The 23486-nt window shown below is 74.2% G+C and carries 19 protein-coding genes; 11 read left to right on the top strand and 8 right to left on the bottom strand.

Translation table 11 applies throughout. The features are described 5' to 3' along the window. Positions 1–12 precede the first annotated feature (12 nt). Entirely contained in the window at positions 13–657 is a 645-nt protein-coding gene (locus tag AB6N24_RS13090; RefSeq protein ID WP_412869837.1) for a M15 family metallopeptidase, read from the bottom strand. Between the two features lie 116 nt (positions 658–773). Between AB6N24_RS13090 and AB6N24_RS13085 the strand changes: the two genes are divergently transcribed. Both AB6N24_RS13085 and AB6N24_RS13080 read left to right on the top strand, forming a co-directional pair. Next, positions 774–1442 carry a response regulator transcription factor gene (locus AB6N24_RS13085; protein ID WP_412869836.1) on the top strand — a complete coding sequence of 223 codons (669 nt, stop codon included), beginning with the start codon at positions 774–776 and terminating at the stop codon, positions 1440–1442. Continuing rightward, complete coding sequence (locus AB6N24_RS13080) at positions 1439–2728, top strand: sensor histidine kinase (protein WP_412869835.1); 1290 nt, start codon at positions 1439–1441, stop codon at positions 2726–2728. The genes AB6N24_RS13085 and AB6N24_RS13080 overlap by 4 nt, the downstream gene beginning before the upstream one ends. A gap of 33 nt (positions 2729–2761) precedes the next feature. Here AB6N24_RS13080 and AB6N24_RS13075 read toward each other — a convergent pair whose 3' ends face one another. The 7 genes from AB6N24_RS13075 to AB6N24_RS13045 form a co-directional block, all read right to left on the bottom strand. Next, positions 2762–3697 (bottom strand): hypothetical protein, encoded by a 936-nt coding sequence (locus AB6N24_RS13075; protein ID WP_412869834.1) that lies wholly within the window; start codon positions 3695–3697, stop codon positions 2762–2764. Positions 3698–3847: 150 nt separating this feature from the next. After that, a complete protein-coding gene (locus tag AB6N24_RS13070; RefSeq protein ID WP_412869833.1) occupies positions 3848–4540 on the bottom strand; it encodes a GNAT family N-acetyltransferase in 693 nt (230 codons plus the stop codon). Further along, positions 4537–4716 (bottom strand): hypothetical protein, encoded by a 180-nt coding sequence (locus tag AB6N24_RS13065; protein WP_412869832.1) that lies wholly within the window; start codon positions 4714–4716, stop codon positions 4537–4539. The genes AB6N24_RS13070 and AB6N24_RS13065 overlap by 4 nt, the downstream gene beginning before the upstream one ends. A 250-nt stretch (positions 4717–4966) precedes the next feature. After that, complete coding sequence (locus AB6N24_RS13060; protein ID WP_412869831.1) at positions 4967–7717, bottom strand: glycoside hydrolase family 9 protein; 2751 nt, start codon at positions 7715–7717, stop codon at positions 4967–4969. Between the two features lie 213 nt (positions 7718–7930). After that, entirely contained in the window at positions 7931–8350 is a 420-nt protein-coding gene (locus tag AB6N24_RS13055) for a hypothetical protein (RefSeq protein ID WP_412869830.1), read from the bottom strand. A 102-nt stretch (positions 8351–8452) separates the two neighbouring features. Next, positions 8453–8713: a hypothetical protein gene (locus tag AB6N24_RS13050; RefSeq protein WP_183296536.1), complete on the bottom strand. Its 261-nt coding sequence runs from the start codon at positions 8711–8713 to the stop codon at positions 8453–8455. Continuing rightward, entirely contained in the window at positions 8710–10944 is a 2235-nt protein-coding gene (locus AB6N24_RS13045; RefSeq protein WP_412869829.1) for a toxin glutamine deamidase domain-containing protein, read from the bottom strand. The genes AB6N24_RS13050 and AB6N24_RS13045 overlap by 4 nt, the downstream gene beginning before the upstream one ends. A 180-nt stretch (positions 10945–11124) precedes the next feature. Here AB6N24_RS13045 and arfA point away from each other — a divergent pair, with 180 nt between their 5' ends. The 9 genes from arfA to AB6N24_RS13000 form a co-directional block, all read left to right on the top strand. Next, positions 11125–12639, top strand: a complete 1515-nt coding sequence (arfA, locus tag AB6N24_RS13040) for an arabinosylfuranosidase ArfA (protein WP_412869828.1) — start codon at positions 11125–11127, stop codon at positions 12637–12639. A gap of 15 nt (positions 12640–12654) precedes the next feature. Beyond that, positions 12655–13959: an extracellular solute-binding protein gene (locus AB6N24_RS13035; RefSeq protein ID WP_412869827.1), complete on the top strand. Its 1305-nt coding sequence runs from the start codon at positions 12655–12657 to the stop codon at positions 13957–13959. Then, positions 13956–14915 (top strand): carbohydrate ABC transporter permease, encoded by a 960-nt coding sequence (locus AB6N24_RS13030; RefSeq protein WP_412869826.1) that lies wholly within the window; start codon positions 13956–13958, stop codon positions 14913–14915. Before AB6N24_RS13035 ends, AB6N24_RS13030 begins: the two co-directional genes overlap by 4 nt. Beyond that, entirely contained in the window at positions 14915–15826 is a 912-nt protein-coding gene (locus AB6N24_RS13025; RefSeq protein ID WP_412869825.1) for a carbohydrate ABC transporter permease, read from the top strand. Before AB6N24_RS13030 ends, AB6N24_RS13025 begins: the two co-directional genes overlap by 1 nt. Positions 15827–15867: 41 nt before the next feature. Further along, positions 15868–16884, top strand: a complete 1017-nt coding sequence (locus tag AB6N24_RS13020) for a glycoside hydrolase family 43 protein (protein WP_412869824.1) — start codon at positions 15868–15870, stop codon at positions 16882–16884. Positions 16885–16986: 102 nt separating this feature from the next. After that, positions 16987–17652, top strand: a complete 666-nt coding sequence (locus tag AB6N24_RS13015) for a GNAT family N-acetyltransferase (RefSeq protein ID WP_412869823.1) — start codon at positions 16987–16989, stop codon at positions 17650–17652. Between the two features lie 9 nt (positions 17653–17661). Further along, on the top strand, positions 17662–18432 hold the full coding sequence (locus tag AB6N24_RS13010) for a DinB family protein (RefSeq protein WP_412869822.1): 771 nt from the start codon (positions 17662–17664) through the stop codon (positions 18430–18432). 127 nt (positions 18433–18559) lie between these two features. After that, positions 18560–19912 (top strand): DUF418 domain-containing protein, encoded by a 1353-nt coding sequence (locus tag AB6N24_RS13005; protein ID WP_412869821.1) that lies wholly within the window; start codon positions 18560–18562, stop codon positions 19910–19912. Between the two features lie 200 nt (positions 19913–20112). Continuing rightward, the coding region (locus AB6N24_RS13000; protein ID WP_412869820.1) for a choice-of-anchor I family protein at positions 20113–23486 on the top strand (3374 nt) is incomplete at its 3' end.

Below are 23486 nucleotides of genomic sequence, written 5' to 3'. Positions count from 1 at the left end.
GACGCCCGCCCGTCACCCCGCGTCCGGCAGCTGCTCCGGGCACTCGCCGCCCGGCTCGGTCGCGAGCTCGAAGTGCCACATCTCGTTGGCGTACGTCTGGCACAGCCCGTACCGCGCGCCGTGCCGGACCACCCAGTCCGCGCCGTCCGTGGGGCCGATGTCGACGGCCTCGCCCGTGACGTGGCTCGATCCCTCGGGCGTCGCGACGAACCGGCGGGCCTCGGCGAGCGAGCCGTGCTTGCGGACCGCGTCGTCGAGCAGGTCCTGCTGCAGGGCGGCGGTGCGCAGGCCGGACGTGACCCAGAGGTCGACGCCGCGGTCGTGCGCGTCGCGGGCGACCGCCTGCACGGCCGCGCGGAGGTCGGAGTCGAGGCCGGCGATCGCCGGGTGGGTGTCGTCGAACGGGTCGATCCTCGTCTCGCGGAGGCGGGCCTCGTCGGAGGAGTGCAGCACGTCGGCAGCGAGCAGACGCGGCGTCGGGGCGGGACCGCCCGAGACGAGGGCGAGGACGCTCGGGAGCGCGAGCGCGGCGCTGATCAGGACGGCGACCGCGACGAGCGCGAGCACGGCGGCGCGGGCCGGGACGGTCCGGCGTGCGGGACGGCGCGTCGGCGCAGGTCGTGGCGAGGCGGGACGGTGCGGGGTTCGGGTCGTCATACCGCTCAGCCCACGCGCCGGGGTGTTGTGAGGGCGTCGGCGAAATCGCAGACGTTTCCCATAGGCCCCGCTGCCTAGACTCGCCGGGTCCGTCGTCGAGGGGACCGGAGGTCGCGGTGCGCGTTCTGGTCGTCGAGGACGAGCGGTACCTCGCGGAGGCTGTCCAGACGGCGCTGCGGCGCGACGCGGTCGCCGCGGACCTCGCGGACGACGGCGAGCAGGCGCTCGAACGGTTCTCGCACACCGCGTACGACGTCGTGGTCCTCGACCGGGACCTGCCTGGCGTGCACGGCGACGAGGTGTGCCGGCAGGTGGTCTCCGCGGGGCTGGGCACGCGGGTGCTGATGCTGACGGCCGCGGGGACGCTCGACGACAAGTCGCGCGGGTTCGGGCTCGGGGCCGACGACTACCTGACCAAGCCGTTCGCGATGCAGGAGCTCGTGCTGCGGGTGCGGGCTCTCGGCCGGCGTCCGGCGGCGGGGCCGCCCGTGGTCGAGCTCGCGGGGCTGCGGCTCGACGCGTTCCGGCGCGAGGTGTTCCGCGCCGGGCAGTACGTGCGGCTGAGCCGCAAGCAGTTCGCGGTGCTGGAGGTGCTCGTGGGCGCGGGCGGGGGCGTCGTCAGCGCCGAGGAGCTGCTCGCGCGGGCGTGGGACGAGAACGCCGATCCCTTCACCAACGCCGTCCGGATCACCATCTCGGACCTGCGCAAGCGGCTCGGCGAGCCGTGGGTCATCCACACCGTGCCGGGCGTCGGGTACCGCGTCGGCCAGCCGGGGGAGTCGTGACAGGGCGCCCAGGCGGTCCGTCCGCCGACGCGCGGGCCGGCCTGCGCACCAGCGCGCGGCTGCGGCTGACCGTCAGCTACGTCGCGTTCCTCCTCGTCGCCGGCCTCGTGATGTCGGTGTGCATCTGGGCCGTCCTGCGGTTCGTGCCCAACTACCCGCTCACGGCTGCCAACCCGCGCGATCTCGGAAGTCCGATCGCGTCGCGCGGCGAGATCCTCGACGCCGTCGTCCAGGCGTGCGCGCTGGCGCTCGCGGTCCTCGCGATCGTCGGGTCGGTCGGCGGATGGTGGCTCGCCGGGCGGGTGCTGACGCCGCTGCAGCACCTCAACGCCGCCGCCCGTGCCGCCGCCGACGGCGACCTGACCCGGCGCGTCGGGTCGCAGGGGTCCCGGCGTGACGAGTTCACCGACCTGGCCGACACGTTCGACTCGATGCTCGACCGGCTCGAGCGCGACCTGCACGCGCAGCGACGGTTCGCGGCGAACGCGTCGCACGAGCTCCGCACGCCGCTCGCGGTCATGCGGGCGATGGTCGACGTCGCGCGCGAGGACCCCGACGAGGTCGACCTCCCGGTGCTGCTGCAGCGCCTCGACGAGACGACGCAGCGGGCGACGGACCTGGTCACGGCGTTGCTCGACCTCGCCGCGCTCGACCAGGGTGCCGTCGCGCACCGGCCCGTCGACCTCGACGTCCTCGTGGCCGACGCCGTCGAGGACCTGGCGCCCGAGGCGCGCAGTCGCGGCATCACGGTGACGACGCGGATCGACCGCGCGACGGTGCTCGGCGACGAGACGCTGCTGCTGCGCGCCGTCGACAACCTGCTCCGCAACGCCGTGCGGCACAACCGTCCGGAGGGCGGGCGGGTCGTGGTCACGCTCGCCGGTGGTGGCGGGGACAACGGCGGCGACGGCCGCGACGTCGTTGAGGGGGGCGGTGCTCATGGCGGCGACGGGAGCGACGCCGCTGGTGGGGACGGCGCACGTAGCGAGGGCGGCGCGGACCACGGCATCGCCCGTCTTGTGCGGCTCCGCGTAGAGAACGACGGCGCGCACGTCGACGCCCGTCAGCTCCAGCTCGCGCTCGAGCCGTTCACTCGCCAGGTCGACGTCGTCGGTGGGAACGCCGCGGCGTCGGGCACTGGTGATCGGTCGACGCGGTCGCACGGCCTGGGGCTGCCGCTGACCGCGCGGATCGTCGCCGTGCACGGAGGCTCGCTCGACCTCGTCCCGCGGCCCGAGGGCGGCGTGCGGGCGACCGTGACCTGGGACGCCGCGCAGCCGGGATGAGAGCGTCAGCGGGGTCGTCGCCGTCGGACGGCCCTACGCGCACTGCCCGGAGCGGGTCCCCTCGACCACGAGGACCGGACGCTGCACGACGACCCGGCTGCCCGTGTTGCCGCTGCACAGCAGCCCCCCGGCGACCCGGACCGAGCCGACGACCACCGTCGACGGGTTGTCGACCACGTGCAGCGACCCGCCGACCCGCGAGCGGCACAGCAGCGTGCCCTCCTCGCCGACCCGGCTCCAGACCCGCACGCCCCGGACGGTCAGGTCGCCGCCGACCTCGCCGCGGCACAGCAGGAGGTCCTGGGTGCGGTCCGCGGTGAACGAGCCGCCGACGACGGCGTCGTGCACGACGACCCGGCTGTCCCCGCGCGCCGCCACGTCGCCGTCGACGGTGGTCCGGCGCAGGCGCGTGATCCCCGAGGCCGTCACGTCGTAGCTCCCCGCGACCTCGACGCGCTCGAGGGTGAGCGTGCGCGTCGAGCCGCGGACCGACCCGTCGACGACCGCGTCGTCGACGTAGGCCTCCCAGAACGTGGCGTGCTCGTACGGGATGTCCGGGGTCGCCCGCAGCACGAGGTCGCCGCCGACGGTCGCGCCCCCCACGCGCGCGACGGGGCCGAGGGTCAGGTCCCCCCCGAACACCGAGCCGTACGCCTCGACCTGCCCGACGTCACGCCCCTCGGACGGCCGCACGTCGCCCTCGACGGTGGAGGAGTAGATGCCCAGGAAGTGCGCGCCCTCGAACAGCACGTCGCCCGTCACGGTGGCGCTGCCGATCGCGCACGACGCGTCGACCACGAGGTCGCCCTCGACGCGCCCGGTCACGTACCAGGTGCTCTGCTCGGCGAGCAGGGTGCTGCACAGGAACGTCGGGCGTTCGACGACCGCCGCCGCCGGTACGGCTCCGGCGAGGACGAGCGCCGCCGAGGCGAGCCCGGCGAGCACGGCGTGGCGGACGGACATGATCATGGAGGCCCCCCGGCGTGACGACCCGGCCGAGCCCTCCGGCTTCGACTCGAGGTCCGCTCCAGTCTGCGTCGCGGGCGCGCGCTGCGCCTCCCGGCCTGCCGTGGGTTCCGCCGCCACACGGCGCGCCCCGCACGCCCGCGCGGAGCGTGGTCAGTCGGAGCCGAGACGGTGCCGCATGATCCAGGTGTCGGCGGTCCCCTCGGCGACGACGTCCCCGGTCGCCGAGCTCACGGACCGCCAGTGGTGCTCGTGCGGCCCGACCTTCGCGTAGCCGCGGCGCTCGTAGAAGGCGACGAGCCCGGTCTCGCCGCGGTCCACGTCGAGGCTCATCGCCTCGACGCCGCGCAGGCTCGCGACCGTCTCGGCGGCCCCGAGCAGCAGGGTGCCGAACCCGTGGCGCCGGACGGCCGCGCTCACGTGCAGGCCGTACAACCAGGGGTGCGGCGGGTCGCAGTCGTGGTGCCAGCGCACGCTCACGGCGGCGACGACCCGTCCGTCGTGCTCGGCCACGAGCAGGGTCTCGTCACCCGTCCCCGCGGCCCGCAGCCGGGCGAGCGCCCGGTCCGCCGAGCCGGACATCGGGGCGAGCGAGTTGACGTCGTCGAGCCGTCCCCGGCGCAGCAGCAGGTCGGCGTCGGGGTTCACGCCTCCAGGATGCGTCGGTCCGGGGAGCGAGGGAAGACGTCCCCGACGCGTCCCCGGCTGTGCGGCGCCCCGGACCCGCGGCGCGAGCAGGTGCACCCCGACGACGGCAGCGACCGCGCCGCCGAGCGTGTTGAGCAGCACGTCGTCGACCGCGGAGACCCGGCCGAGCCCGAGCACGTACTGCGCGGCCTCGATCACCGCGGGGCGAACACGGCGAAGGCGGCCCGGGGGACGACGCGGGCGAGGTACGACGACCAGGACGCACCACCGCGCACCGCCCGGGCCCCGGCGAGCGCGACGGCGACGCCGCACGCGCCGGCCACCAGGGCCAGGAGCGCGATCAGGCCTCCGAAGTTGTCGAGGTACTGCTGCACGTCGGCCTGCCTCTCGTCGCGCCCGGCGGAGGGGCCGCGGCGGCCGATCCGCCCGGCCGCGACGACCCTAGGGCGAGCGTGCTCGAGCGCGGTGGAGGTTGTCGAGGAGCCGGAGGGGATCCTGTGCACGCTCGTCGCACGCCGTTCGTGCGCCCGTCCGCGTGCCCGGTTCGAGCAAGCAGGGCGCGGGGGACGCACCGACGGCCGCCGGTCACGGGGACCGGCGGCCGTCGTCGCACTGCTGCGGACCTCAGCCGCAGGCCGCCCCGTTCACGGTGAACCCGGTCGGCGCCGCGTTGGTGCCGCTGTACGAGCCGTTGAACCCGAAGGTCGTCGACCCGCCCGCCGGCACGGACCCGTTCCACGCCGCGTTCGTCACGGTCACCGCGGAGCCGGTCTGGCTGTAGACGGCGCTCCACCCCTGTGTCACCTTCTGGTCGCCCGGGAACGTGAACGCGAGGTTCCACGACGTCCACGGCGTCGACCCGGTGTTGGTCAGCGTGACCGAGCCGGTGAACCCGCTGCCCCACGAGTTCGCCGAGTACGCGACCTTGCAGGCGCCGGGCGGCGTGGTGGCGAGCGGGAGGGTGCGGAACGCGACGCTCGGTGACGCGGACGAGAGCTGGCCCGCGGTGTCCTTCGCCCGGACGACGAACGTGTGGTCGGTGTCCGCCGTCAGGCCGGTGAGGGCGACCGACGGGGTGGTCGACGACGCCACGACCGTCTGCGTGCTGCCCTGGACGCGCAGCACGTCGTACCCGGCGACGCCCGTGTCGTCGGTCGACGGCGTCCACGTGAGCGTCGCGCCCGTCTGCGTGATCGCCGAGGCCACGGGGGCGCCGGGCGTCGTCGGCGGCGTGTCGACCGGGGTGACGCCGCCCGTCGTCCGCACGGTGATCGGCGCGGAGTCGGCGTACAGCCGGGCGTTGTTGCGCGCGCGGACGACGAACGTGTGCGCGGTGTCGGGGGCGAGCCGCGTGACCGCGACGGAGGTCGCGGTCGTCGACGCCACGATCTCGAGCGAGTCGCCGGCGACGCGCACGACCTCGTACCCGGAGATCCCGCTCTCGGGGTCGGTCGACGCGGTCCAGGTGAGGGTGACGGACGTGTCCGTGATCGCGCTCGCGGTCGGCGTGCCCGGGACCGTCGGGGGTGTCGTGTCGACCGCGGGCGCACCACCGACGTGCTCGGCCGCCCAGCTCGCGAGCCAGGCCAGCGCCGAGTTCCAGTTGATCGCGACCTCGTTGACCGAGTACGCCTCGATGTGGTCGACGAAGCACTTCTGCGCGGCGCAGCCGGCGAGCTGGGCGGCGGCGATCGGGTCCTGCAGCTCGCTGTTCGGTCCGCCGGAGAACGACCCGGGCGGCGCGATGGGCAGCGACGCGTCGTTCTGCTTCGCCCAGAACCGGTGGTGCAGGTTCTGCACGGCCTTCTCGCCGTAGCCCGCGATGTACGACTGGTTCAGCGGGTTGCGGCCCTGGAAGTAGTCGAGCGCGGCGTAGACGCCGGTGCGGTACCTCGCCTGGCCGGTGAAGTCGAACGCGAGGGCGAGGGCGTTGGCGTTGTTCGCGACCTGGCCGTTCGAGCCCCAGTAGTAGACCGACCCCGCGTTGTTCGGCGCCGGGTAGGCCTGCGCGTTCGCGCGGGTCAGCGCGGAGTCGGCGAACGCGACGATCGCGGCACGGGTCGCGGCGACGTCGGCGGCGGGCAGGGCGGTCGGGACGAGCGCGAGGGTCGTGTCGCCGAGCCCGCCGGTCCAGCCCCAGTCGTACCCGCGCTGCGCGAAGCTGCCGCCGCGGTACAGCGACGAGCCCGTGACGTCGGCGCGGTAGGTGTCCGAGCCGGTCGTCGCGTAGAGCTCGGCGGCCGCCCAGTAGAACTCGTCCGCCACCGAGGCGTCGCTGTACGCGCCCCCGCCCGTGCCGTCGGTGCTCGACGCGAGCCGGTTCGGGTTCGCCTTGGCCGCCGCGTACGCGGTCTGCGCCGCGGTGAGGGCCTTCGCGGAGAACGCGGGGTCGAGCGTCTTCCACAGCCGCGACGCCTGCGCCGCGACCGCAGCCATGTTGAGCGTCGCCGCGGTGCTCACCGGCGAGAGGAGCCGGCGCTGGCTGTCCTGCGCGGGGATCGTCGGGATGCCCGTCCAGTTCTCGTCGTGGATCTTGTGGTGCACCATCCCGGCGTCGGTGCGGCCGGCCGGTACCTGCATGCGGAGCAGGAACTCGACCTCCCAGCGCGCCTCGTCGAGCACGTCCGGGGCGCCGTTCGAGCGCTCCGGGATCGCCAGCGTGCCGTCGGCCAGCGCCGCCCTGTCCGCGCCCGTCACGTGCAGCGTCCGCTCGTACGCGTTCTGCAGCTGCCACGTCGCGATGCCGCCGTTGACGACGTACTTGCCCTGGTCACCGGCGTCGTACCAGCCGCCGCGCACGTCCAGGCTGTACCCGCACGACTGCCGGCACGGGACGCTCGTGTCGCCCTGGTTCGGCGCGACGCCGAGGTGCCCCGCGGCCCGCGCGTAGGTGCTGCCGACGTACTGCGACTCGATCGCGATGCCGCTGCGCTGGTGGTAGAAGAACGCGAGCGCGTCGTACCGCAGCTTCTTGACCGGGTCGGCGGAGACGTCGAACGGCAGGCTGCTCGACCCGCCCGCGGACAGCACGTAGCCCGAGCCTGCGGTGTCGAACGCCGAGAAGTCGATCAGGTGGGTCCGGTCGCCGGACAGCGCGTCGGCGCCCCGGACCGTCGACTGGCCCTCCGCGACGACCGCTCCGGCGGCGTTCCGCAGCGTCCACGGGACCGGGGACGTCGACGTGCTGACCAGCGTCGCGACCTTCGCGACGCCCGGGACGTACGCGACCTGGTTGACCTTGACCGGCGAGCCCGGGTCGGGCGCGGCGAAGGCGACCTGCGGTGCGACGACGCCGGAGACGACCAGCGCGGCGGCGACCGCGAGGACGGCGACCCGGCCTCGGCGCAGCCCTCGGCGGTGGGTGATCGGTGACATGGCGGTCCTCTGCTGGGCGGACGACGTGAGTGGGTGCGGTCACCACGCACGGCACCGGCCCGGCGCTGGGACGGTCGTCGCGGGAGCGCTCGGTCCACGCTAGGGCTGCGGCCGGGGGCCGACTCCGGTGCCGCGGATGCGGAATCGATTAGGGGACGCACCGTTCCGGCGCCCAGGAACGCCCACCGCGCGCGGTCCGTCGCGACGGCGCGCTCAGGCGGACCGCTCCACGACGGCGTGGGCCAGGTGCGCCCCCGCCAGCACGGCGTAGGCGCGCTCGCTCGCGCGCAGGACGAGGTCGTCGCCGATCCAGAGGTCGTCGACCCCCGCTCGACCGGTGACACGGAGCCAGTGGAAGGTCGGGAGCGGCGACCGGTGCCGCTCGTCGAACTCGGGCGTGGTGCTCACGGTCATCTCGGCGAGGCTGAAACCGGTGACGTGCGCGGCGCGCAGCGAGTCGCCGAGCGCCGAGGTGACGGCGAAGCAGGGGAACGCCTCGACGATGTCGTCGCCCTGCCAGCCGGCGAGCTCGTAGTCGAGGTGGTCGACGCGCGGCGGATCGACGCTCGCATCGATGACCGTTCGCACGCCGAGCCCTCCGGCCACCTCGGGCTCGATCGTGTACCCGGTCATGAGGATCCGCTGACGGTGGTGGCGATCACGTGGATCACGAGACGGACCTGGTCGGTCGGTCGCTCCGACAGAGCCGAGGACCTCCGGTGTGGACCGGGGAGATCAAGGAGTGTCGAAGAGCGCGCGGTCGGTCCGGCGTCCGGCGGCGAAAGCCTCGACCATCTGTTCCAGCCGGAGGGAGGAGATGCCGAAGAGCACGGAACCATCACGTCCGACGATGAGGCGTCCACCGCCGCGGATCGGCACCCAGTAGAAGAACGCGTCGATCTCCGGCAGGTCCCGGGAGTGCTCCACCGCGTCGGCGAGCGGCACGCGAAGCAGCTCGCTCGCCAGGGCGGCGCCCTCATGTCGGTCGTGGATCACGGGTTCGTCCTCCTGATCGCTGCGTCCCACCGGATGGCTCCGAAGTCGGGCGGCCAGTCGAGGATCTCCCCGGACTGCCCGTCGACTGCGACGACCCGCTCACCGTCGAAGTAGGCGTTGAACCAGTGGCCGGAGTCGTCGGCCCGGTCGATCCCGACCACGGCGTGCGAGCCAGCGCCCCCAGATCGTAGTTCGTCGGCGATCTGCTCAGGAGACATCTCGACCTGCCGCAGCCCCGTGATCGCTTCCATCTCGGGAACCGTGTAGGTGCCGAGTCCCGCGGGTGTGAGGGCCTGGCCCTGGAACACGTCGTGCACGGACTCTGTGCACTTCCCGCAGTTGATCGAACGTGGGTCGAACGGGTCTCCGGTGTAGCCCGGATTGACGTCACCGACCCACTCGTCGATCGCGGCGAGCGGGCCCGACGGGGGGTCGACAGGAACGGAGGTGCGGCCTGTGCTGACGAGCGATCGCGCACCACGACCCGCGGCGGCGCCCGCGAAGTTCCCGGGCAGGAAGGTCAGCACGAGCTCTCCGCCGTCGAGGGCGGCTTCGAGTGGGGTGGTGGTCGCGAGATAGTCGGCGGTCGCGCGGACGGGGTCGCGCGTGAAGGTGGCGGCGCCCTCGGCATGGGACAGGCCGTAGGTCGCGACGCCGGAGACCCCGATGGCGAGCGCGAGGGACCCGCCGGAGAGCGCGACGAGCGCGGCGACGCCGGCGCCGACGGCGATCTGCTGACCGGGCGACAGGCCGTTCCACCACTGCCCGGAGTTCTCGAGGAGGCCGGCGAGGTAGTTCCCGTCACCGTCCAGGAGCAGGGAGCGGCCGATCGCGGCGGCCATCGTCGTGCCCCACCAGAGGGCGAGGGCGAGCCCGACGAGCCCGACGACCGTCGCGGTGCGGCGGAACACCGCGCGGGCCCGCGGCTCGACGCCCGGTGTGGTCAGGGCCATCGCCTCGGCGCGGATGTTCCGCACGTGCACCGCCACCGCCCGGGCGCGCCCGAGGGCCAGCCGGCGCGGCTCTCCGTCGACCCGTGCGTGGGCGGCGAGGACGACCGCGACGTCGGCCCACCACTGGGCAGCCGCCCGCAGCAGCGGGGTGACGAGGCCTGCGAGCCGGCGGGTCGCGCCCTCCCAGCGGTCGACGCGCGCCTGCCACCACCCCAGCACGCGGGTACCGGGCTCGGTGTCCCCCACGGCACCCGCAGGGCGCCGCCTGTCCCCGCCCGCCGGCGCGAGCAGTGCCGCGCGGTGTCGGCGTCGCACGTCCACGAGGAGGCAGGCGACCAGCAGCACGACCGACGCCACGCCGGTCGCCTTCCCGTGCCCCGTGAGCGACCACAGGCCGGACAGCACCGCGGGGAACCCGGGGGCGGTCTCGGCGGGCCAGTTCGAGTGCGCGTTGTGGGCGTTGTACGAGGCGTGCTCGGCCACCGTGAGCACGAACGAGAGGACCGGCAGCGCGAACGCGGTCACGCGCGCCGGAGCACGGCCCGTCCGCCACAGCGCGATGCCGAGGCCGATGCTCATCGCGGTCGTGGCGGTCCAGATGTGGTGCCCGTGGGCGACCGCGACGCCGTCCACGGACGCGAACCCGGCGGTCGTCCACGGGTTGAGCGTGTAGGGCTCCGGCGGGTTCCAGAACAGCCACAGCGTCCCGCGCGACGCGACCTGACGGACCGCGTCCTCGTAGGCGTTGAACGCGATCCCGGACGCGAACCCGACGAGCGACCAGTCCGTCGCGGAGAACCGCCGCACCCGCCCGGGCGCGAGCAGCGCGAGCACGAGCAGCGGGACGAGCTTGCCGGTCTCCTCCAGGAACCCGGCGAGGGCCACCCCGGATCCGTCGGACGACGGCCACAGGTCGAGCGCCGCGGCGACCTGCAGCGTGAACCACCCGAGGAACGCCGACCACAGCACCGCCACGCTGAACAGCCGCGCGGTCGTCGCCCAGGAGACGGTCTTGGTCCGGGCGAGCACGAACCACACGACGAGCAGCACGAAGCTGCCCACGTACACCCGCACCGAGTCCCTCGTGGACTCCACCAGGACCAGCATGACCAGGACGAGCACGATCGAGACCCACAGGCCCACCGCGCGCACGCGAGCCCACCGGCTCGCCAGACGGGGACGCGACGCCCACCACGCGGCCGCGCCGGCGCGTGCCGTCTGCCACCACTCCGGCGGCACCTGCGGGCGTGCCGAGAGGTGGTCGGTCGTCGACGCCACAACGAGCTCCTGTCTCCGAAACCGGACACACCGTAGCCCGTGACACCGGTCCCGCGGCCTCCGTCCGGGCGTGCGGACCGCACCCCGCACACGGCGGGACGGTCGAGCGCGCTTGACAGGGAGCACACCTGCGGGCGACGGTTTACAACGTCGTAAATCCGTCGGGGGAAGGCTTCCGCAATGCAGCGAGCACGTGTGTCCATCGACCCGGCCTTCGTGGTCGCCCCGGTCAACCGGAGGATCTTCGGGTCCTTCGTGGAGCACATGGGCCGGTGCGTCTACACCGGCATCTACGAGCCAGGCCACCCCACCGCCGACGAGGACGGCTTCCGTGGCGACGTCCTCGACCTGGTCCGGGAGCTCGGGGTCACGACCGTGCGGTACCCGGGCGGCAACTTCGTGTCGGGGTACAAGTGGGAGGACGGCGTCGGCCCGGCCGAGCAGCGGCCGACGCGGCTGGACCCGGCGTGGCGCACGATCGAGACCAACGCGTTCGGCCTCAACGAGTTCATGCGGTGGACCAAGGTCGCCGGCGTCGAGCCGATGATGGCGATGAACCTCGGCACGCGCGGCCTGCAGGAGGCCATCGAGCTCCTCGAGTACGCCAACCACCCGGGCGGCACCACGCTCTCGGACCTGCGGATCGAGCACGGCGCCGAGGAGCCGCACGACATCCGGATGTGGTGCCTGGGCAACGAGATGGACGGGCCCTGGCAGCTCGGGCACATGTCCGCCGAGGAGTACGGGCGCCTGGCCGCGCGGACCGCGCTCGCGATGCGGCAGTTCGACAAGGACCTCGAGCTCGTCGCGTGCGGGTCGTCGAGCCGCGCGATGCCGACGTTCGGCGCCTGGGAGGCGACTGTGCTGGAGCACACCTACGAGGTCGTCGACTACGTCTCCGCGCACGCCTACTACCAGCTGCTCGACGGCGACCACGCGAGCTTCCTGGCGTGCTCTGCGGACATGGACCGGTTCATCCACCAGGTCGTGGCCACGGCGGACCACATCGGGGCGAAGCTGTCCTCGGACAGGCGCGTCAACATCTCGTTCGACGAGTGGAACGTCTGGTACCTGCGCGAGCTGCAGAGCGGCCAGGGCGGGCTCCCGGAGGAGTGGACCGAGGCCCCGCGGACCAGCGAGGAGGCGTACACGGTCCTCGACGCGGTCGTCGTCGGGTCGCTCCTCATCACGCTGCTGCGCCACGCGGACCGGGTCACGGCCGCCTCGCAGGCCCAGCTCGTCAACACGATCTCCTCGATCCGCACCGAGCCCGGTGGGCCGGCGTGGCGGCAGTCGATCTTCCACCCGTTCGCCCAGACCGCCCGGCACGCGCGCGGCACCGTGCTCGACCTGCGCCTGGACGCCCCGACGATGACCACGGCGAAGTACGGCGAGGTGCCGGTGCTCGACTCGGTCGCGACGTACGACGCCGACGAGGGCCGCGTCGCGCTCTTCGTCGTGAACCGGCACCCGTCGGAGCCGGTGTCGTTCAGCACCAGCCTGCGTGGCTTCGGCGACGCCGCGCTGGCCGAGGCCCTGGTCCTCGCCGACGACGACCTGACGGCCGCGAACACCGAGTCCGACCCCGACCGGGTCGTGCCCCGTGCCCACGGCGGCGCCAAGCTCGACGAGGGGGTCCTCACCGCCGAGCTCGCGCCCGCCTCCTGGAACATGTTCCTGGTGCAGGTCGGCTGAGAGGCGTCGACGACGATGACCGACTACATGCTGTCCCGCCGCGCGTTCCTGCGCGCCGCGGTCGCCGCGGGAGGGATCACCGCGCTCGCCGGCTGCGGGTCCCCGCCCGGCGCCGCGGCCGGCATCCCGCTCGCGTACTGGAACTTCTTCGTCGGCGGCGACGGCGAGCGCATGGTCGGCCTCGTCGACAGCTTCCGCGACGAGGCGCCCGGCACCGACGTCACCGCCACGACGCTCGCATGGGGAGCGCCGTACTACACGAAGCTCGCGATGGCGTGCGCGGGCGGCCGCGCCCCCGACCTCGCGACGCTGCACGCCTCGCGGCTCGCGACCTTCGGCAAGGAGCTCGTCGACGAGTGGGACCTCGCCGAGCTCGAGGCGCGCGGGGTCACGCCCGACCAGTTCCCCGCACCCGTCCTCGAGCGCGTGACCATCGACGGGAAGCTCATGGCGCTCCCGCTCGACACGCACCCGCTCGTCCTCTTCTACAACACCGAGGTGTGCGCGCAGGCCGGGCTCCTCGCCGCTGACGGCACGCTCGCGCCGATCCAGGGCGCCGAGGCGTTCCTCGACGCCGGGCGCCGGGCCGCGGAGGTCACGGGGGTCAACGGCATCGCGTTCGGCGCCGCCGACGCCCTCGCCACCTGGATGCTCTTCTGGTCGGTGTTCCGGCAGCTCGGCGGGCAGATCGAGCTGCCCGACGGCGGCCCCGCCGAGGTGGACCGCGACGCGATGGTCGAGGCCATGGCCTTCATGCAGACCATGTGCGACGGGACCATCGCCTCGAAGACCCTCGACGGGCCCGCCGCACCGGCGAGCTTCGCGAGCGGCCAGGCCGGCTTCCTGCTCATCGGGCCCTGGGAGATCGTCACCGCCCAGAACGCCGGCACGCCGTTCTCCATGACGCAGTTCCCCGCGGTCTTCGGTGATACCCCGTACGTCCGCGCCGACAGCCACAGCCTCGTGCTCCCGCGCCAGGCGAAGGTCGACCCCGCGGCCCGCAGCGCCGCCTACGACATGGCGGTGTCCATGCTGACCAACTCGCTCGACTGGGCGCGCGGCGGGCACATCCCCGCGCTGTCCTCGGTGGCCGAGAGCCCCGAGTACCTCGCCCTCCAGCCGCAGTCCGCCTACCGGGAGGCCGCTCAGGTGGTGGAGTTCGACCCCGACGCCTACTTCTCCGGCTCCGGCTCGACCCTGATGTCCCGGGCCGGCCAGACCCTGCAGGGCATCACCTCGGGAGCGCTGACCCCCGACGAGGGCGCCGACGACCTCATCGGCTGGCTCGACCAGCAGCTCACGCTCGGGAGCCCGGTGTGAGCGCCGTCGGGAGCGCCCAGAACACGGCGCGCGCGGGCGGTCCGGCGCTCGTCGGGCAGGCCGGCGCCGACGGCCGGGCCCGGCGCAGCCTGAGCGTCGGACGCGGGAGACCGTGGTTCGTCCTGCCGTTCCTGCTCGTCTACGCCGCGTTCCTGCTGTGGCCGCTCGTCTACGGGCTCGGCATGAGCTTCACCGACACGAGCCTCGTGAGCCCCGAGTCGGAGTTCGTCGGGCTCGACAACTACGCGCAGCTCGCGTCCGACCCGCTCGTGTGGCGCACGCTCGGCATCACACTGCTGTTCACCGTGCTGAGCACCGTGCCGCTCGTGCTCGTCGCGCTCGTCATGGCGCTGCTCGTGCACACCGGGACGCGCGGTCAGTGGTTCTGGCGGTTCGCCTACTTCGCGCCGTTCCTGCTGCCGGTCTCGACGGTCGTGCTCATCTGGCAGTGGCTGTTCCAGGGTGACTTCGGGCTGCTCAACGCCGCGCTCGGCTGGGTCGGGCTCGGTCCGGTCGGCTGGACCACGGACCCGGACCTGGCGCTGTGGTCGGTCGTGCTCGTGACGGTCTGGTGGACCGTGGGGTTCAACTTCCTGCTCTACCTCTCGGCGCTGCAGGCGATCCCGGCGACGGTCTACGAGGCCGCGTCGCTCGACGGCGCGGACGGCTGGCGGCGGCTCTTCTCGATCACGCTGCCGCTGCTCAAGGTCACGACCGGGCTCGTGGTCGTGCTCCAGGTGCTCGCGTCGCTCAAGCTCTTCGACCAGGCCTACATCCTCTACGGCGGCAGCGGCGGCCCCGCGGGCAACGCCTCGCCGATCCTGCAGTACGTCTACGACACCGGGTTCGTGAACTACCGGCTCGGCTACGCGTCGGCGATCTCGTACGCGTTCTTCCTGATCATCATCGTGGTCGCGGTCCTCCAGGCACGCCTGACCTCGCGGAGGGAGTCCTGATGGCCGCCGCCGACACCGCCCTGACGAAGCCGACCCGGGTCCGCCGCTCCCCGCGCCGGTCGCCCGACGCCGTCCCGGCACTGCGCTCGCCGCTCTGGGTCCGCGCCGCCCTCGCGACCGCGCTGACGGTCGTGGCGCTGCTGTGGCTCGCGCCGCTGGCCTGGGCGCTCGTGACGTCGCTCAAGGAGGAGGGCGACACGACGGCGGTGCCGCTCGAGCTCGTCCCCGAGAACGGCTTCACGCTGCAGGCCTACCGGTCGATGCTGAGCAACGACAACCTGATCACCTGGTTCGTCAACAGCACCGTGGTCGCCGTCGTCGTCACCGTGCTCACCGTCGCGCTGTGCGCGTCCGCGGCCTACGGCTTCTCCCGCACGCGCTTCCGGGGCCGGAACGTGCTGTTCGCCCTGACGATCGCGGGCGTCATGGTCCCGCCGCAGATCCTCATCGTCCCGCTGTACCGCCAGATGCTGGCGTGGGGGATGGCCGACACGTACGCGGGCATCATCCTCCCGCAGCTCGTGGCCCCGGCGATGGTCTTCATCCTGAAGAAGTTCTTCGACGGCGTGCCGAACGAGCTCGAGGAGGCCGCCCGGGTCGACGGCGCCGGCTCGCTGCGGATCTTCCTGCAGATCGTCCTGCCGCTGTCCCGGTCGATCCTCGCGGCCGTCGCGATCTTCGTGTTCATCGGCGCGTGGAACAACTTCCTGTGGCCGTTCATCATCACGACCGACCCGTCGCTGCTCACGCTCCCGGTGGGCCTCGTGCAGGTGCAGAGCAGCTTCGGGGTCCGGTACGCGCAGGTCATGGCGTCGGCGATCCTCGCCGGCCTGCCGCTCGTCGTCGTCTTCATGCTCTTCCAGCGCCAGATCATCCGCGGCGTGGCGACCACCGGCCTCGGTGGCCAGTGACCGCGTCCGCCCGTCCCGTCCAGCCCGAGGTCCGATCCGCCATGAGCTTCCAGAACCCCGTCGTGCTCCAGCGCGCCGACCCGTGCGTGCTGCTGCACGAGGGCACCTATTACTTCACCGCGTCGCACCCGCAGTACGACCGCGTCGTCCTGCGCCGCGCCGAGCGCCTCGACGACCTGCAGGACGCCGAGGAGGTGACGATCTGGGAGCGGCACGCCGACGGGCCGATGTCCCACCTCATCTGGGCCCCCGAGCTGCACCGCGTCGGCGGCCGCTGGTACGTGTACCTCGCCGCCGCGCCGCACGACCACGGCACGCGCGACGCCCCGGGCGCGGCCGAGACCTTCGACCACCGGATCTACGTGCTCGAGAACGAGGCCGAGGACCCGTTCACGGGCGAGTGGGTCGAGCGCGGGCAGGTCGACACCGGGTGGGAGTCCTTCGCGCTCGACGCCACGAGCGTGGTGCTCGACGGCACCCAGCACCTCGTGTGGGCGCAGCAGGACGTCGCGGTCCCCGGGCACTCGAACCTCTACATCGCGCGCATGGCGAACCCGTGGACGCTCGCCACCTCGGCCGTCCTGCTCAGCCGGCCCGAGTTCGACTGGGAGGTGCGCGGCTTCTCCGTCAACGAGGGCCCGTCCGTGCTGGTGCACGGCGGACGCGTCTACCTGACGTACTCGGGCGCCGCGACGGGCATCGACTACGCGATGGGCCTGCTCACCGCCTCGGTGGACGCCGACCTGCTCGACCCCGCGTCGTGGACCAAGAGCCCCGACCCGGTGTTCGTGAGCTCGCCCGAGAACGGTCAGTACGGCCCGGGCCACAACTCGTTCACGCAGACGCCCGACGGCGACGTCGTGCTCGTCTACCACGCCCGCACCTACACCGAGATCACGGTCGACCCGCTGTTCGACCCGAACCGGCACGCCCGCGCGCAGGTCCTGCCGTTCGACACGGACGGCAACCCGGTATGGGGCGCGCCCGTCCCGGACACGCGGCCCACGCCGACGTCGATCGAGGTGCTCGGCCCGCGGGGGCTGCCGCTGCCGGCGTGACGCCCGGCCCGGCCGCCCTGGTGCCGCGGCGGGTGCCCGCGCCACGATGGGAGGTGCCGTCCGCCCGGGCGGCGGGTGCGACGACCGTCCCGAGGAGTCGCGATGGTGAGCACGCCGGACCCCGACGCGACGACGGCCGGGCCCGTGGTGCGCCGCGCCGGACCGGCGGACCTGCCTGCCGCCCGTTCCGTGCTCGCCCGGGCGCTCGCGCCCGACCCGCTCATGGACTGGATCTTCGCCGGCCACCCGCACCGCGAGGCCGCCGTCGCGGCGTTCCTGTGGGCGCCCGTCGAGACCTACGTCGTCGCGGGCACGGTCTGGCTCGCGACCGACGGCACGCGAGCGGTCGGGGCGGCGGCGTGGTCCGTGCCCGGCACCGGGTCGAGCGGGGCCGACGGTGGGCCCGCCCTTCCCGGGGACACGATGGGCGCCCTCCTGCTGCCGGCCGAGCACCTCGCGGTCGTGCGGGAGGGGTTCACGGCGATGCACGGGCAGCTGCCCGACGAGCCGCACGCGCTGCTGCACCTCCTGGGCGTCGACGCGGACCGGCGTGGCGAGGGGATCGGCGCGTCGCTCGTCGGGTCCGCGCTCGCGGAGCTGCCCGGCGACCTTCCCGCGCACGTCAACACCACGGTCGACGCGAACGTGCGCTTCTACGAGGCGCGCGGGTTCGTGCACGTGAGCGCGGTGCGGCTGGGGGACCGTGGCCCGACGATGCACGCGCTGCGCCGGCCCGCCGCCCGGCCCGGTGTCGGGCCTCGGGTCTAGCGTCCGCGCATGGACGACATCGAGGACCGGCGCGGCACCGCGCTCGAGGACGTGGACCTGACCGGGGCGCGCTTCGTGCGCGTGGACCTCACGGGCTCGACGTTCCGCGCCGTCGGGCTGCGCGGCGTCGTCATGCGGGACGTCGAGGTCGCGGGCACCACGATCGACGGCGAGATCGAGAGCCTCGTGGTCAACGGGGTCGACGTGGTCCCGCTGGTCGACGCCGAGCTCGACCGCCGCCACCCTGAGCGGGTCCTCTTCCGGGCGACGACGGCGGACGGGTTCCGCGCGGCGTGGGACGCGAACGAGCGGCTGTGGGCCGCGACCGTCGCGCGGGCGCGTCGGCTCCCCGAGGCCCAGCTCCACGAGTCGGTCGGTGAGGAGTGGTCCTTCGTCCAGACGCTCCGCCACCTCGCGTTCGCGTCGCAGGCCTGGGTCGGGCGAGGGGTGCTCGGCGACCCGCGCCCGTGGCACCCGCTGTCGCTCCCGTGGGACGGGATGGAGCCACGGGAGGGCGTGCCGCAGGACCGGGACGCCCGGCCCACGCTCGACGACGCGCTCGCCGTGCGCCGCGCGGCGATGGCGCTCGTGCGGCGGGCGCTCGACGGGCTGACGGACGAGCGGCTCGACGTCCCCGGCCCGCCCCTCGTCGGTCCCGGGTGGCCCGACGAGGGCAAGGTGCTCACCCCGCAGAAGTGCCTCCGGATCGTGCTGAACGAGGAGTGGTGGCACCGCCGGTACGCCGAGCGCGACCTCGAGGTGCTCGAGAGCCGCGCCTGACGGACCCAGGATCGCGCGGCGACGCCAGCGGCACCCGGGCCGGGTGCTCGAGCCGGGGGCTGGCCCCCCGTCGGTCCGGTGGCCAGCAGGGTGTCTGCGCAGGTCAGCGGCCCCTACCGTCGTCCGCATGAGTCACGACAGGACCACCACCGCGCCGGTCCCGCCACGAACACCCTCGACCCCGACGACCCCGACGACCGACGACTCCGCGCCCCGCGTCCCTCCACTGTCCGGCCCGGTACCCGCCGGCCTCGCACCTGTCGCCCCCGCTCCCGTCGCGCGGTCCGTCGCGCCCGACCTCGCGCGCGGGATGCTGCTGCTGTTCATCGCGTCGGCGAACGTGTGGGGCTACCTGTGGTCCGACGCCGGCTGGCTCGACGCCGGGGGTCGCCCCGCCGGCGGCTCGTCGCTCGACCACCTCGTCGACGGGGTCGTCGCGTTCGTCGTCGACAGCCGGTCCAAGCCGATGTTCGCGATCCTCTACGGGTTCGGCCTCGCGACGATGGCGGCCCGGCTCGCCGCCCGCGGCGCCGACCGGAGGACGACGCGTCGGGTGCTCGCGCGTCGCAGCGGTGCGCTGATCGCGCTCGGCCTGGCGCACGCGGCACTGCTCTTCGCCGGCGACATCCTCGCCCCGTACGGTGCGACCGGCCTCGTCGCGCTCGCGTTCCTGCACCGGTCCCGGGCGACGCTCGTGCGGTGGTTCGTCGTCGCCTACGTGCTGTCGATGGCCGCCGGTGCCGTCGCGGTGCTGAGCGTGCTCGACTCCGGCTCGGCCGGGAGCGCCGACGCGGGCGCGGCGGCCGTCGCGGACCCGGCGACGCTCGGCTACCTCCCGACCGTCGGCGAGCGACTCCTGACCGTCGCGACCGCGACGTCCCTGTTCACGGTGTCGCTCATGTTCGTCCCGCACGTCGTCGTCGGCATCCTGCTCGCCCGTGCCGGCTGGCTCACGCGCCCCGCGGAGCACCGGCGCCGGCTCGGTCAGGTCGCGGTCGTCGCCGCGGTGGTCAACGTCGTCGGCGGGCTGCCGTACGCGCTCGCGGTCGCGCAGGTGTGGCGGCCCGGGGAGACGGCGCTCGGCGTCGCGGAGCTCGTGCACCACGTGGCCGGGGACGTCATGGGGCTCGGGTACGTGTGCCTGTTCGGCTGGCTCGCGGCGGTGTGGGGGGAGCGGGCGCGCGGCGGTGCGCTGTCGGCGGTCGCCGCGACCGGGGAGCGCTCGCTCACGGCGTACCTGCTGCAGTCGCTGATGTTCGCGCCGCTGCTGAGCGCGTGGGGGCTCGGGCTGGGCGGGCAGATCGGGACGGCGCAGGCGGCGGTGCTCGCGGTCGGGGTGTGGCTCGTGACCGTGGCGGTCGCCGCGGCGATGCACCGGGCGGGGCGGCGTGGGCCGTTCGAGGTGCTGGTGCGCAGGCTGGCGTACGGCCGGGTCGCGTCCGCGGCGGCGGTGCCGGCTGCGGGCCGAGCCACGGGCTGACGGGCGGCGGCTCGACCACGGCCGGCTGACGGCCCACGTCCTCGGGCGGGTCCGCGCCCGGGCCGGCCACGGGTGCGCGTCCGTGCAGGTCACCGCGCGTTCACCCGCTCGTCGCCCCCCGCTCCCTCCACGGTCGCCGCCTCCCTCTACGGTCCCTGCGTCCCGCCGGACCCGCCGGCACCCGTGGAGGAAGGACTCCCGTGAGCGACCCGCGCCCCCACGCGCCCCGCACCCGGTCCCGGCGCGCGACGGCGACCGTCGCCGCGGCGACGCTGCTGGCTGCCGGGCTCGTGCCCGCCCTGCTGGCGCCCGCGTCGGCGAACCTCGTCGTCGAGCCCGTGCGCCACGCCGCGCCCGGTGCAGCGGTCACGCTGTCGCCGCTCGGCACGTACGAGACCGGCGTCTTCGACGCGTCGGCCGCCGAGATCGTCGTGTTCCACGCCGCCACGGAGCGCCTGTTCGTCGTCAACGCCGTGTCGGGCGAGGTCGACGTCCTCGACGCGTCGGACGCCACGGAGCCGACGAAGGTCGGCACGATCGCGGTCGCCGGCATCGCGGACGCGCTCGGCGACACGATCCCCGCCGGTGCCTCGGTGAACTCCGTCGACGTCCGGGCGGACGGCCTGGTCGTGGTCGCCGTCCAGCACGCGACGAAGACCGAGCGCGGCTGGGTCGCGTTCCTCGACGCCACGTCCCTCGGCGTCCTCGGTGCGGTGCGTGTGGGTGCGCAGCCGGACAAGGTCGCCGTCTCGCCCGACGGCGCCTGGGCCGTGACGGCCGACGAGGCCGAGCCCGCCGACGACTACAGCGTCGACCCCGCCGGGTCCGTGAGCGTCGTGGCGCTGCCGTCCGGCGTCTCCGCGCCCGCGCAGGAGGCGGTCCGCACGGCGGGCTTCACCGCGTTCGACACCCCCGGTGCGCTGCCCGACGGCGTGCGCGTCTTCGGTCCGACCGGCCCCGGCGCCCCCGCGCTGCTGCCCTCGCTCAACCTCGAGCCCGAGTACGTGACGGTCGTCGGCTCGACCGCGTACGTGACGCTCCAGGAGGCGAACGCGCTCGCGACCGTCGACCTCGACGCCGCCACCGTCACCCGGATCACCGCGCTCGGCAGCCAGGACCACGCCGTCGTGCCCCTCGACCCGTCGGACCGCGACAGCGGCTTCCGCCTGCGCACCTACGACGGGCTGCGCGGCCTCCACCAGCCCGACGCCATCGCGTCCTACCAGGCCGGTGGCGCGACCTACCTCGTCACCGCGAACGAGGGCGACGCCCGCGAGTGGGGCGACTACGCCGAGCCGGCCCGCGTGAAGGCGCTCGGCAAGGACGGGCTCGCGCCGGTCTGCGCGCCGCTCGCCGGGCTCACCGGGGACGCCGCGCTCGGGCGCCTCAACGTGAGCACCGCGTCCGGCCTCAGCGCCGACGGCAGCTGCTACGAGGAGCTCCACGCGTTCGGCTCACGCTCGTTCTCCATCTGGACGACCGCCGGCGAGCGGGTCTGGGACTCGGGCTCGTCGTTCGAGGAGATCACCTACGCCGCGGCGCCGGAGTTCGTGAGCTCCAACCACAGCGAGTCGAACCTCGAGGGCCGCAGCGACGACAAGGGCCCGGAGCCCGAGGCCGTCGCGCTCGGCGAGGTCGACGGGCGCACCTACGCGTTCGTCGGGTTCGAACGGGTCGGCGGGGTCGCGGTGTACGACGTGACGGACCCCCGGGACGCGTCGTTCGTCAGCTATCTCAACAACCGCGACTTCTCCGTGTCCGTCGAGGACGGCGGCGACCTGGCCGCCGCCGGTGACCTGGGGCCGGAGTCGATCGCGTTCGTCCCCGCGGCGGACTCCCCGACCGGGAAGCCGCTGCTCGCGGTCGGCAACGAGGTCTCGGGCTCCACGACGCTCCTCGCCGTCGAGACCGCGGCCGCGGACGACGACCTCGTCGAGCTCCAGCTGCTCGGCACGAACGACTTCCACGGCCGGCTCGAACCGGACCTGCGCGGCGGCGTCGCCGGTGCGGCGGTCCTCTCCGGCGCGGTCCGGCAGCTCCGCACGGAGAACCCCGACACGGTCTTCGTGTCCGCGGGCGACAACATCGGCGCGTCCACGTTCCCCTCGATGATCGCGAAGGACGTGCCGACGATCGACGTGCTGGACGCGGCGGGCCTCGAGGTCTCGGCGATCGGCAACCACGAGCTCGACCAGGGGATCGACGACCTCACCGGCCGCGTGCAGCCGCTCGCCGACTTCCCCTACCTGGCCGCGAACGTCTACACGACGGGCACGACCGACCCGGTCCTGCCCGAGTACGAGGTCGTCGAGCGCTCGGGCGTGCGGGTCGCGTTCGTCGGTGTCGTGACGGCCGAGACCCCGACGCTCGTGTCCCCGGCCGGCATCGCGGGGCTCGACTTCGGCGACCCGGTCGCCGCGCTGAACCGCGTCGCCGCGCGGATCGAGGCCCAGGACGCCGCCGACGTGACCGTCGCGCTCGTGCACGACGGCGCCGAGACCGGTGACTGCGCCGCTGCGGGCACCGAGACCGGCGCGTTCGGGCGCGTCGTGCGGGAGACGTCCCCCGACGTCGACGCGATCTTCTCGGCGCACACGCACCGCACCTACGCGTGCGCGTACCCGGTCCCGGGCAGCGACGTCCCGCGGCCCGTCGTGCAGGGTGGCCAGTACGGTCAGAACCTCGCACGCGTCGAGCTCACCTACGACACCGCGGCCGCCCGCGTCGTCGCCGCGAGCCAGGACCTGCTGCCGATGGTCGTCGGCGGCGCCCCCGCGTACCCCGCCGACCCGGCGGTGCAGGCGATCGTCGACCGGGCGGTCGCGGACGCCGAGGAGTCCGGCTCGGTCGTCGTGGGGAGGCTCACCGCGGACGTCCTGCGCGCACGCAACGCCGCGGGGGAGGTCGACCGGAGCCTCGAGTCGCCGCTCGGCAACCTCGTCGCGGACATGCACCTGTGGGCGACGAGCGCCGCGAACCCGGCGTTCGGCGGGACGCCCGCCGACCTCGCGGTGATGAACCCGGGCGGTCTGCGCGCGGACCTCGTCGGTGCGGCGGACGGCGACGTGACGTACCGGGCGGTCGCCGACGTGCAGCCGTTCGCGAACACGCTCGTGGTCGTCGAGCTGACGGGCGCGCAGGTCGACGAGCTCCTCGAGCAGCAGTGGGGCACGCCGAGCGCCCCTCGCACGAAGCTGCACCTCGGCCTCTCCGAGAACGTCACCTACACGTACGACGCGTCGGCCCCCGTCGGGCAGCGCGTCACCGGTGTGCAGGTCGACGGCGGGCCCCTCGACCAGGGCGCCACCTACCGTGTCACGGCGAACTCGTTCCTCGCGTCCGGCGGCGACGGCTTCGCGGCGCTCGCGGCCGGTGCGGCGCGCGTCGACTCGGGCCAGGTCGACCTCGCCGCGTCGGTCGCGTACGTCCGGGCGAACAGCCCGGTGTCGCCGGCTGCGGTCGGGCGGGGGGGGCCGGGGGGGGGGGCGGGGGGGCCCCGCCGGGGGGCGGGGGGGGGGGGGGGCGGGGGGGGGGGGGGTTACAAAAATGTCGCGGGGGGCGCCCAGCCGCGGGG

Origin of the sequence: Cellulomonas jepli, assembly GCF_047229345.1 — a bacterium.
GTDB lineage: Bacteria > Actinomycetota > Actinomycetes > Actinomycetales > Cellulomonadaceae > Cellulomonas_A.
Note: the sequence above shows the minus strand (reverse complement) of the source record. Positions and strands in the feature narration are given on the sequence as shown.

Coding starts and splice junctions, on each gene's coding strand:
- AB6N24_RS13075 (WP_412869834.1), bottom strand. CDS start 3,697: ATGATCATGTCCGTCCGCCACGCCGTGCTCGCCGGGCTCGCCTCGGCG.
- arfA (WP_412869828.1), top strand. CDS start 11,125: ATGCAGCGAGCACGTGTGTCCATCGACCCGGCCTTCGTGGTCGCCCCG.
- AB6N24_RS13015 (WP_412869823.1), top strand. CDS start 16,987: ATGGTGAGCACGCCGGACCCCGACGCGACGACGGCCGGGCCCGTGGTG.
- AB6N24_RS13025 (WP_412869825.1), top strand. CDS start 14,915: ATGGCCGCCGCCGACACCGCCCTGACGAAGCCGACCCGGGTCCGCCGC.
- AB6N24_RS13060 (WP_412869831.1), bottom strand. CDS start 7,717: ATGTCACCGATCACCCACCGCCGAGGGCTGCGCCGAGGCCGGGTCGCC.
- AB6N24_RS13035 (WP_412869827.1), top strand. CDS start 12,655: ATGACCGACTACATGCTGTCCCGCCGCGCGTTCCTGCGCGCCGCGGTC.
- AB6N24_RS13010 (WP_412869822.1), top strand. CDS start 17,662: ATGGACGACATCGAGGACCGGCGCGGCACCGCGCTCGAGGACGTGGAC.
- AB6N24_RS13005 (WP_412869821.1), top strand. CDS start 18,560: ATGAGTCACGACAGGACCACCACCGCGCCGGTCCCGCCACGAACACCC.
- AB6N24_RS13090 (WP_412869837.1), bottom strand. CDS start 657: ATGACGACCCGAACCCCGCACCGTCCCGCCTCGCCACGACCTGCGCCG.
- AB6N24_RS13020 (WP_412869824.1), top strand. CDS start 15,868: ATGAGCTTCCAGAACCCCGTCGTGCTCCAGCGCGCCGACCCGTGCGTG.
- AB6N24_RS13055 (WP_412869830.1), bottom strand. CDS start 8,350: ATGACCGGGTACACGATCGAGCCCGAGGTGGCCGGAGGGCTCGGCGTG.